The sequence below is a fragment of the Amycolatopsis sp. NPDC052450 genome, from assembly GCF_044547565.1.
GTDB lineage: Bacteria > Actinomycetota > Actinomycetes > Mycobacteriales > Pseudonocardiaceae > Amycolatopsis.
Genome location: NZ_JBIUAQ010000053.1, coordinates 1 through 11,296, shown reverse-complemented (window position 1 = coordinate 11,296; position 11,296 = coordinate 1). Strand labels below are relative to the sequence as shown.

Annotated in this window: 4 protein-coding genes; all 4 read left to right on the top strand. The window is 69.5% G+C overall.

What is annotated here, in order from left to right; all coding sequences use genetic code 11:
• Nucleotides 1-2: 2 nt before the first annotated feature.
• The 4 genes from ACIHAO_RS41900 to ACIHAO_RS41885 are packed head-to-tail and all read left to right on the top strand — an operon-like array spanning nucleotide 3 to nucleotide 10,888.
• Nucleotides 3-1,157 (top strand): Kelch repeat-containing protein, encoded by a 1,155-nt coding sequence (locus ACIHAO_RS41900; RefSeq protein ID WP_396567733.1) that lies wholly within the window; start codon nucleotides 3-5, stop codon nucleotides 1,155-1,157.
• On the top strand, nucleotides 1,154-4,180 hold the full coding sequence (locus ACIHAO_RS41895) for a hypothetical protein (RefSeq protein ID WP_396567731.1): 3,027 nt from the start codon (nucleotides 1,154-1,156) through the stop codon (nucleotides 4,178-4,180). The genes ACIHAO_RS41900 and ACIHAO_RS41895 overlap by 4 nt, the downstream gene beginning before the upstream one ends.
• On the top strand, nucleotides 4,161-9,077 hold the full coding sequence (locus ACIHAO_RS41890; protein ID WP_396567729.1) for a hypothetical protein: 4,917 nt from the start codon (nucleotides 4,161-4,163) through the stop codon (nucleotides 9,075-9,077). Before ACIHAO_RS41895 ends, ACIHAO_RS41890 begins: the two co-directional genes overlap by 20 nt.
• Nucleotides 9,074-10,888 carry a hypothetical protein gene (locus ACIHAO_RS41885; RefSeq protein ID WP_396567727.1) on the top strand — a complete coding sequence of 605 codons (1,815 nt, stop codon included), beginning with the start codon at nucleotides 9,074-9,076 and terminating at the stop codon, nucleotides 10,886-10,888. The genes ACIHAO_RS41890 and ACIHAO_RS41885 overlap by 4 nt, the downstream gene beginning before the upstream one ends.
• Nucleotides 10,889-11,296 lie beyond the last annotated feature (408 nt).

The following is an 11,296-nucleotide window of genomic DNA, read 5'->3' as shown; positions in this document are numbered from 1 at the left end:
CCATGACCAGTCCGAAGCTCGCGGCCGAACCGACCGCGCCCGACTATCTCGCGGCCGTGACCTGGGCGGGTCAGCATGATGGCCCCATTCTGCTCGAAGGCGGCAAGAAGGCGCTCTTCGCCGGAGGCTCGGACGCGCTTTCGGCAGGGGTCAAACAAAGCGCCGTCTTCGACTTCGACACCACCAAGTGGTCGGACCCCCTCACCCTCGGCACCGCGCGGCAACTGCACGCGCTGACCCCGTTGCCCGGCGGGAAGGCGCTCGTCACGGGCGGGATCAGCGCCGCGGGCGGTCCCGCGCTCGCGACGGCCGAGCTGTTCGACCCGGGGACGGGCAAGTGGACGCCGGTCGCGACGCCGATGAAGACGGCGCGCTGGGGACACAGCGCGGTACTCGTCGGCGGGAAGGTACTGGTGGCCGGGGGCAGCACGCTCCGGCCGGACGGGAAGGCCGTGGCGCTGCGCTCGGCCGAACTGTTCGACCCGGCGGGCACGGGATCCTGGGCGACGGCGGGGGAGATGACCGACGCGCGCACGGGCCACATCGCGGTGGTCCTCGGCAAGAAAGTCCTGGTGTGCGGCGGAAGTGTGCCGGTCGGCACGGCGGAAGACCCGGCGCTGGCCTTTTGCGAGCTCTACGACTCCGAAGCCGCGGCGGGCGCTTCGCCGTGGTCGCCCGCGGCGACCATGCGCCATCCCCGCAGCGGCCATACGGCGACGGCGTTGTCCGCCACCTCCGTGCTGGTCACCGGTGGCAAGGCGCCGGGAGTGACCGGAGACGGCGCGTTCGACCCGTTCGCGCGTGCTACCGCCGAAGTGTTCGACCTGATCGGCGCGGCGGGTTCGTGGAAGGACGCCAAACCCCTGCCGGGTGGGCGGGCCTTCCATCGGGCCGTCGCGGTCGACGGGGGAGCCGTCGTCGTCATCGGTGGCGCCGACGACCTCGCGAACGAGGCCGGCTACCGCAGTGCCCTGCGATACGCGGCGGGTGAGTGGAAACCGTTGCCAGGGCTGGTCGAAGGACGGTGGGGCTTCGCCGCCGTCGCCGCCGGGAACGCCGTCCTCGTCGTCGGCGGCGTCGCGCGGTCCGGGCAGGCGGCGGCCGGGCAGAAGACCGAGCTGACGAAGAGTTCCGAGAAGTTCGGAGGCGGTTCGTGAGCGCGAACGCCTACTCCTTCCTGCCGTGGCTGCGGACCGGGCTGACCACCCGGATCGCCGGTGACGCCGTCGGGCCGCGCGCGACCATCCCGATCGGGCTGAGACTGACCGGCGACGCGATCGAGGACGGAAAGCCCGCGCTGGTCAGCGAATTCACCCAGTCGCTGCAGCTCTACGGCCCGGGTGACGTCGTCGGCGTCGATCCGCGAGCCGTTTCCCGTACCGAGCCGAGGCCGGGCATCACCAATTTCGAGCCGAACTTCCTGGCCCACATCGAGTTCTACGACGAGGACTTCCCCTGGCGGTACAGCCCCGCGAGACCGGTCGACACGACGAAACGGCTGGCACCGTGGCTCGCGCTGGTCGTGCTGTCGGAGAACCCGGCCGAATTCGAGGACGGCCTCGTCCCGGACAAGCCGTTGCCGTTCATCACCGTGAAGACCCCGCAGGCGCTCCAACCGCCGGGCGAACTCGGCGCCTGGGCGCACGTCCACGTCAACGGGGAACTCGACGGCAGGATCGCCGTCGAAGGCGACGACATGGCGCGGACACTGGAAAACCTGGGCCGGGTGCTGCGCGAGGCACCGGACAGCGCCTGCTCGCGGGTGCTCTGCCCGCGACATCTGAAGCCCAGCACGACCTACCACGCCTTCCTGGTGCCCGCGTTCGAAGCGGGCAGGCTCACGGGGCTCGGCGAACCCGTCCCGGTCGACCTTTCCGCGACGAAACCGAGCTGGGGCACCGGATCCGGCGACGTCGTGCTGCCGTACTACCACCGCTGGTCCTTCACGACGAGCACCGTCGGCGACTTCGAGTTCCTCGTGCGGCTGCTGAAGCCCTACGAGGCCGACGACCCGGTGGGCAGGCGTGACCTCGACGCGCACCGCAAGATCTACGACCTTCCCGAGCTCACCACCTCGACTCAGCCGTACGGGGTGCTGAAACTCGGTGGAGCACTCCAGCTCCCCAAAACAGACGGCCATCCCGACGACTACGAGAACTGGGACGGCTACCACACCGAACGGGCCTCGCCGTACCCGAACCAGTGGCAGCGAGCGATGGCCGGGTTCATCAATCTGGCCGACGCGTACCGGAAGAAACCGCCGCAGGAGGCGAACTCGGAAGCCGCCGAAGCCGGGGTCTCCACGGTGGAGAACGAGCCCGATCCGGTGATCACCCCGCCGTTGTACGGCTGCTGGCCCGCGCTGACCCAGACCCTGCTGACCGAGAACGGGCAGCCGGTGGAGGCCGAACGACTGCGCAACTGGGTGCACCGGCTCAATCTCGACCCGCGCCACCGCGTCGCCGCCCAGTTCGGCACGAAGGTCGTCCAAGCCCGGCAAGAGGAGTTCATGGCGGCCGCGTGGAACCAGCTCGGCGACATCCAACGGGCGAACGCGCTCATCCGGGCCGCGCAGCTGGGCCGTCAGATCGGGAACGCGTTGCACGGCAAGCATGTCGAGCCGTACGCCCCCGACACGACGGCACTTGACGACGGGCCCGTGCCTGCGAAGGCGCTGACGCTGACGGCACCGGCGCACGGGCGGGTGCTCGAACGAGCCACGACCGCGTTCGCCAGGGCCGCGGCCGGGGACGCCGAGCCGGAGCTGTTCGCCGTCGGGTACAAAGTGGACAGAAGCCGGGTCGCCGCCGCGCCGATGTCCGCGCCGATGCGCCGGATCACCCGGCCGGGTTCGCGGCTGCGCAAACGGTTGTTGACCGACGGGAACCGGTTCGACCTGCTGGTGGACCGGATCGACCGCAAGGAGGTCTTCGCCGCGCGGCCCAAGGTCGCGCCGCCGGTCACCACCGCTTCGTTCGGCATGGCCCGGCGCGTGGCCGCCGGACCCGTCGACGAAGCGCTCGGCGTGATCGAGACGATCGACGACATGCTCGACGGTCTGCGTGCGGAGAAGACCGTGCTGGAGAACCTGGTGGCGTCGATGAACCTGCCGGAGCGGCTGAGGCTCGCCATCGGCGCGGACACCGGCAAGGACCTGGTCGAGATCCTCGCCTACCCGGTGTTCGACATGCCGATGTACGAGGAATTGCTGAAGTTCTCCGTCGAGACCTTCGTGCCCAACATCGGGCTGCTGCCGGAGAACTCGATCACCCTGCTGGAGAACAACCGTCAGTTCATCGAGTCCTACCTGATCGGGCTCAACCACGAAATGGCACGCGAAATGCTCTGGCGCGAGTTCCCGACCGACCAGCGCGGGACACCGTTCCGGCAGTTCTGGGACCCGCGGCCGGTGGTGCTGCAGCCAGGTGAGTCACGGGAGGCATGGCGGGAAAGGCTCTACGACATCCCGCCGCTGCATCGCTGGGACAAAACCGCGAAGCTCGGCGAGAACAACCACCGCCGTCTGCCGCCGAAGCCGGGTGAGAAGCAGGAGAAGGACCTCGTCCTGGTGATCCGCGGCGAGCTGCTCAAGAAGTACCCGAACGTCTCGATCTACGCGCACAAGGCCGTCTGGCCGCTGAAGCGGGACGGCACTCCGGACATGTCCGGCGAGCGCACCATCGCGCCCGTCCCGGCGAACGTTCCGCTGAGCGACGACCTGGTCCGCCTTCCGGTCTACGAAGCCAAAGTCTCCCCGGATCTCTCCCTGCTCGGCTTCCCGCTGAGCGAGAAAGAGGCCCGTTCCGGCGGGGCGGACGGGCTCGGCTGGTTCTTCGTGCTCAAGGAACGGCCCGGCGACCCGCGCTTCGGCCTGGACGAACCACCGCCCGGCGAACTGCCCGAAGTCGAGGTCTGGAACGACGCCACCTGGGGGCACCTCGATCCGGGGACCCCCGGCAGCGGATTCGTGCGGTTCGACCGCGGGGTCGTGGTCCACCTCGACGAACTCCTCGAAACCGAGGACCAGGAAAAGATCCGGCAGCGAGAGGACGACGAGTTCATCACCGAGTGGGCACCCGGCGTCAGTGCCGCCGACGTCGCCTACATCCTTTTCCAGGCACCGGTCCTGGTGGCCGTGCACGCACAGGAGATGTTGCGGGATGCCCGACCTCAACCTTGATTTCCCGGTGCTGCTCGGACCGGTGCGGGTCGAAACCCGGTACGTGGGGCGAGAACTGCTCGTGCGGGTGTTCCCCGACGAGTGGTCCGTCGACAAGTTCGAGCCCAAACCGACCCGCGCCGAACTCGCCGCGCTGGACGCGTACCGGACCACCCTCTGGGCTTCCGGCGGCGCCCCGGCCGGCGAGCAGGCGGCGTGGCGGCACTTCGTCGCGCGCGTGCCGGCCGGACGAGCGGCCTGGCTGGCGCGGACCTACGAACCCGCCAATCCGGCCGACCGGCCGACCGGGGTTCCCGTCGGCACGGCGGTGCTCGTGGTCGTCACGCCGCGGCCTGTCGTGGCGGAAGACCGCCCGCCGACGGTGACGTACTGGACCGCTGTCTGGAGTGCGCACGGCGACCAGGAGAAGATCCGGGACGCCGACATCGCGCTGATCGCCGCCGTCGGGTCCGCGCGGGCGAAAACGATCCGTGACCGTCGTCCGTCCGGTATGGACAGTGCGCCGTCGGCGACGGGCAGCAAGGTGGTGGTGGCGTTCCTGGAACTCACCCCGCTGCCGCCAGGCGAGATCGCGGACGACTCCTGGACCGTGGCCGCGACGGCGAAACTGCTGCCGGACAAGTTCACCGCGTACGGCTACGTCGGCGGCACCCGCGTGTTCGCCGAGAGCGGCGGGCCGGTCGAACCGGAACTCGCGGTCAGCCCCGATCCGGGAACCGGCAAGGACAAGCAGCTCAAAGTCACCGAGGAGACCGGCGCGCTGCGGATCCCGGACGCGCTGGCCTGGCTGACCGACTTCAAGGCGGCGGAAGAAGTCGGGATGGGCATCCGGATCGGCCTGGAAACGTCCTTCGAACAAGGGCTCGACAGGCTCGTGGTGCTCGGCCTCCGTGAGCAGGCGACCCCGGAGAAGTCGGCATCGGACTGGGGCAGGCTGCTCGCCGACCAGATCCGCACGCCCGCCGGGTTCGCCTTCCTTCCGCAGGGCACGCCGACGAACAACTCCGAACAGGCGTCGGCGGGTCAGGATCCGAAGACCGAGGCCGAATCCGCGCTCGCCACGGCGTCCGGGTTCGCGTCGGCCGCCGAGGACTGGACCACCAAGACCGACGGCGAGTGGTTCGCCGAACTGCTCGGCATCGACCCGGCGGTACTGGCCGGAGTGCCGAACGCCGAGGGCGCCGACCGCCGTGACGCCCGGGCGGCGCACACCGCGCTGTGGCCCGCCACCTGGGGTCACTACCTCACGGCGCTGCTCAACGGCGTGCTCACCGAGGAACAGCTCGCGCAGACGCGGAAGTTCTTCCTCGAACACGTTTCCGGACGCGGCCCGCTGCCCGTGGTCAAGATCGGCAGGCAGCCGTACGGGATCCTGCCCACGACGGTGTTCACCAAACTCGCCTTTCCCGCCACCGCACCGCATCGTGCGGCGCTGAACGAGGTGCTGAAGCAGGTGTCGGCGCACTGGGAGGCCGCGCTCGGGCGGGTCCAGCACCTCGACTCGCCCGGCGGCGACCCGCACCAGAAGCTCCTCGACATCCTCGCGCTGCACCCGACGTCGGCCGAGTACCACAGCCGGAACACCCAGAGCTTCGAAGATCCGCGCTGGGTCGCCGAACTCACCACGACGCTGGCCCGGTTCGGGCATCACGACGGCGACCCCGACCTCCTGAAGCAGGTGTTCGAGGAGCAAGCGGAGCTACTGGGACTCCCGGTCGTCGACGACCGGCCACTGTCCGAAGTGGACAAGATCCGGGCGTACGCGCCTGAAGGAAACTACTTGGACTGGCTTGCCCACTACGGCGGAACCGACCTCGAGACGGTGCGCGAACAGGAGGGCTTCACCGACAACGTCCTGCCGGCCGCGTTGCTGTACCTGCTCGCGCGGCACGCCGTGCTCCTGGGCCCCGCCGCCGACCGGTCCGAGCAACTCGCCGCCGTCGACCTGCTCGCGGACCTGCCGACGGCCAGGCTGGAGCGGGTGTTCGCCGAACACCTCGACTGCGCCACCTACCGGCTCGACGCCTGGCGCCTCGGGCTGGTCAACGAGCGGCTGGCGGAACTGCGCCGCGACCCCGCCGGTGGCGCGCCGAAACGAGGCCTGCACCTCGGGGCGTACGGCTGGCTGGAGAACATCACGCGCGGCCCGGCGCCGGCCACGAAGCCGCTTCCCCCGGGCCTGCCGGCGATCTTCGGCACGGAGCCATTGCCGTACGACGAGAACAACGGCGGCTACGTCCACGCGCCGTCGCCCGCCCACGCCCGGACGGCGGCGGTGCTGCGGGCGGGTTTCCTCGCCAACGGCAAGCAGCGCGTGGACAGCACGTTCGCGGTGAACCTGAGCTCGGACCGGGTCCGCGTCGCGGTGTCGCTGCTGGACGGAATGCGGCAGGGCCAGTCGCCGGGCGCGTTGCTGGGTTACCGCTTCGAGCGCGGGCTGCACGACCGGCGGATCGGGCTCGACAAGATCATCGCCGGGCTCCGGCTGAACTTTCCCTTGATGGCGAACAAGATCACCGAAACGGCTCCACCGTCGAAGGGGCCGGAAGCGCCGGCGAGCGTCGAACAGATCGACGCGGGCAACGTCGTCGACGGTCTCGCCCTGATCCGCCACCTGGAGACCCTGAAGAAGGACGAACGGGTCTACCCGTACAAGATCAAAGGACTGCCCGAGGTCACCGACCCCGGCGAACTCGCGGACATCGGCATCGAAGTCGGCGCCCTGATGAACGCGCACGACGCGCTGGCGGACCTCGTGGTCGCCGAGGGCACGCACCAGGTGCTGCAGGGCAACACAGAACGCGCGGCCGCCACGCTGGACTCCTACGCGAAGGGCGGTGTCCTGCCCGAGCCCGCGGTGGTCGAAACGCCGCGCAGCGGGACCACGCTCACCCACCGGCTCGGGTTGCAGTTCACCCCCGGCCTCGGTCCCGACCACGGCGCGCCGCCGCTGGGGCGGAACAACCCGCGGGCCAGGGCGGAACCGGCGGTCGACCAATGGCTCGGCGACGTGCTGCCGTCGCCGTCCGAGGTGGCCGCGCTGGTCACCTGGAAGGATCCTGCCCATCCGGACGAGGCGGAGCCGGAGAGCCGCGTGGTGACCCAGGCCGAGGCCGGATTGCAGCGGCTCGACCTGCTGTGGGCGGTTCCCCCGGCGGAGAACGCGGAGGCGACCGACCTCGACGACCGGATCCTCGGTGTCGTCATCGAGAAGTCCCGGCCGCGTCCGGACGCGAAACTCGAAATCCACTACACGCGAAGGGTTCCCCGCAAGGTCAGCTTCTTCGAGCTGTCCCCGCTCATCGGTGCCCTGCGGTCGCTGCTGACGACGGCCAGGCCGCTGCGGCCGACCGACCTCGTCCCCGCGGCCGGTACGGCGAAGGTCGAGAGCATCGCGGACGAAGCCGTGTCGCTGAGCCGGGAGCGCCAGGTCGCGGTGCTGGAGTCCCTGACGGACCTCGGCGGCGATGTCACCGAATTCCTGACCGACCTCGGCGCGCACTATCCGGACGGCGGCGAGATCCTCGACGAGATCGACGACTTTCTCGCCAGGTACGCGAAACTGGCCAGAGCCGCGGGCGACTTCGGTGTCGTGGTCAGCGGCTGGGGTGAGCTTTCGCTGTGGCGTGGTGGTGTCTTCGCCGCCGTTCTCGACGCGGTCGCCGAAGTGGCGGCCAGGATGGGCCGCTCGCTCACGGCCGCGAACCTCCTGCTCGATCAGTACGAGGCCCTGCCTTCGTCCACATCGGACGGTGAACGGTTCAGGATCCTCGAACAGGCGGAGCGGCTGCTCGTGACCAAGCCGGAGCCGCGTGAGACGACGCCGTTCCGGATGCGGGTGCGGGTGCGTGCGGCGCGGACGAGATTCGAGATCCGCCTCGACCGCCTGGCCGAGCTCAAGGAGACGTCGGAACCGACCCTGAGCGGGCTGCTCGCCGCCGTGGCGCGGCAGCTGCCGCTCACCGACATCGACCCGGCAGGCCTTTCGCTGAAGCCGTTCGAAGACCAGGTCGTCGCCTACGGCCGGGAACTGCTGGCACGAGCGGGAAAGCTTGAGACCGAGCTCATCGGCGAGGGCGGGCGGAAGCAGGCCGCCGAGAAGCTGCTGGCGGTCCGCGACAAGGCCGTGACCGGACCGGACCGGGTGCGGGCCGGCATCGACGTCCTCAAGGCATTGCTCGGGGAGGACGTCCTGGTCGTCCCCGAATTCACACCGTCCGAAGAGGTCCTCGACCGCTGGCGTGACGCGCGCGCCGACAGCCGGGAGCTGGTCGCTCACCTGAAGCCCGACGACATCGACGACCCGAACGGCCGCGACTTCCCGGTGGACGACTGGCTGCACGGAATGGCGCGGGTCCGCGAAAAGCCGCGGCTGTGGGAGAAAACGGTGCAGCTGGCAGGCGCTTTGCTCGCTCCAGGCGGTCTGCTCGGCACCGAGATCCTCGGCTGGCGGGAACCGGAACTGACCCCGGTCCAGCTTCCGTACGTCGAGGACGACCACTGGCTGGCCATGGAGTTCTTCGACCCCACCAAGGTGGACGAGCAACTCGATCAGGACAGGCTGCTGTACACCGCGCACTACAAGGCTTCGCTGGGCAACGACAGCCAATGCGGGCTCCTGCTCGACGAATGGACCGAAGTGATCCCCGCCGTCCGCGAGACCACCGGGATCGCGCTGCACTACGACGGCCCGGATTCCGAACCGCCGCAGACCATGCTGCTCGTCGTCCCGCCGGTACCGGAGCCGGACGGGACCTGGACCCCGGAACTGCTCCTCGAGGCGATCACCGAAACCTTCGGCCTGGCGAAGATCCGCGCGGTCGAACCGGATCACCTGGCGGACACCGAACTGGGGCAGCTGCTCCCAGCCGTCGCGCATCGGAAGGCCACGTCATGACCGAACCGTCGTCGTTCACCAGGCTGGAGGGCAGGCCCCGCACCGTCGGCTTCGACCGGGCGTTGCGCGCGGAGGTCCGGGATCCTTTGTGGATGCTCACGCGGCAGTGGCAGCTCGGCGAGTTCCGCGGCGCGAACGCGGGGAGCCCGGTCACCGTGACCTACGCCGTCTCGCCGTCACGTCCCACGCGGTTCCGGGCACCGCAGGGGCAACCACAGGACCTGACCGGTGACCGTCCACTTGAGACTGTCGCGGAGCGGCGACGGCTGCCGCTCGCGTACGGCACCCCCGGGAGCGAGAAGGTCGCGTTCGATCTGCGGCTCGCGATCGGCCGCCACTGGCTGAAGCTGCTGGACTCCGCCGGGGGACTGCTCGGCCAAGTGCTGGGGTTCAAGAAGTTCTACGTCGAGCGGTATCCCATCGCGCTGCCCGACGCCGCGCGGGCGGACGACGTCGCGAAGCTGGCGCATCCCGAGGTCTGGGCCACCATGCAGGCGATCTCCGGGCGCCGGATGGACGGCTACCTGTTCTACCAGCACCTCAAAGCCGGACGGGACGCCGACGAAGGCCTCGGTCTCGGCGCGATCCTGCACCGCCAGACGCTGCGGAAACTGGGAAAGCGCCTGGTGGCCTGGTACGAGAAGCTGATCGACCAGCCGTCGGCGGCCGGCGCGACCTGGGATCCGGGCAGGCTCGAGCACCGCTTCTCGGTGGCCGCTTCGACGCCGGGCGGGGAGAAGAAACTGGCCGCCCCCGAATATCCCGGCGGAACCCTGGAGTGGCACGCCTTTTCGGTCGACCCGAAGAACCCGCTCGGCGGGACGAAACCGCCGGAGCCGACGCTCACGCGGACGGTGTTCCCCGCCCCGGTCCGCTATTCCGGGATGCCGTTGCCGCGCTGGTGGGCGCAGGAGGACGGGAAGACCAACTTCGCCGCAGTCCGCCCGGACAGCACCGACCTGGCGCGGCTGGTCTTCCTCGAATTCGCCCTGGTGTTCTCCAACGACTGGTACCAGGTGCCGTGCGACCTCCCGGCGGGCACGTTGTCCAGGATCCAGGGACTGTTCGTCACCGACGTGTTCGGGGAGAAGCAGTGGATCACCCCGGCGGGCGACGGACGCGACGAGGAGTGGAAGCGCTGGTCGATGTTCACCCTGGACACCCTCGGCCCCGAGGACGTCCGGGCCGACACGGATCTCTTCCTCCCGCCGAGCGTGCCGAAGGTGACCGAAGGACCCGCGCTGGAAGAGGTGCTGCTGATCCGCGACGAGAACGCGAACCTCGTCTGGGGTATCGAACAGACCGTGAGCACGCCAGCCGGCGAACCGCGCCGGGGAAGCGAGGCGGCCGCGGAGGTCACCACGTTCCGGCAGCGGCTGCACGACGCCGCTCCCGCCACGGCCGCCGAAGACCCGCCACGCGCGCCGATCTCGTACGTCGCGATGAACTCCGTGCCGGGGCACTGGATCCCGTTCATCGCGGTGCACGAACCGGGGGACAACCGCGAGGTCCGGTTGCAGCGGGCGGCCATGCCGAGCGTCGTCGACGCGACACCCGTGCGGCCGCGCACGAGCCTGCTCCGGGTGGGGCTCGACGAACTCCCGGCCGGTGGGAAACCGCAGTACTTCGTCCACGAGGAGGAGGTGACCCGGGCGGGCACGCGAGTCACCCTGGCCTACAGCCGGACACGCTGGCACGACGGGCGCGCCGTCGTCTGGCTCAGCGCGCGGCGAGGTGCCGGCCGGGGAGAGGGCTCCAGCGGGCTGGCGTTCGACCTGGTGGTGGACACTCCGCTCCCGCCCGCGCCGTGAAGTGAGCCGGTCGGCCCCCGAGTGTCATGAAAGGGTCGTTCAGGACAAAAAATGTCCTGAACGACCCTTTTATGACACTCGGCTCCGCAGCCTTAGCCCCTCAACGCGAGTGAAGGACCCCTTCCTGTACCTAGGCGCAAGGGTCCGGGCAAAGCCGCATAACCGCTGTTCGGTTCAGGGTCGTGAGCTACTGAGGTATACGTCAAGCCCCTGAGTGTCCACAAAGGATACTTTCGAGCGATGAAATATCCGATTGATGGCTATGTGTGCGGTTCTCGATGGGGGTGGGGGGGGGGGGGGGGTGTTTTTTTTATGTTTTTTTTAGAATAATAGGATACAAAGGCCCCCCAAAAAAACAAACCCACACCCCGGAAACAGAAAAAGGGGGGGGGGGGGGGGGGGGGGGCG

Coding starts and splice junctions, on each gene's coding strand:
- ACIHAO_RS41890 (WP_396567729.1), top strand. CDS start 4,161: ATGCCCGACCTCAACCTTGATTTCCCGGTGCTGCTCGGACCGGTGCGG.
- ACIHAO_RS41885 (WP_396567727.1), top strand. CDS start 9,074: ATGACCGAACCGTCGTCGTTCACCAGGCTGGAGGGCAGGCCCCGCACC.
- ACIHAO_RS41900 (WP_396567733.1), top strand. CDS start 3: ATGACCAGTCCGAAGCTCGCGGCCGAACCGACCGCGCCCGACTATCTC.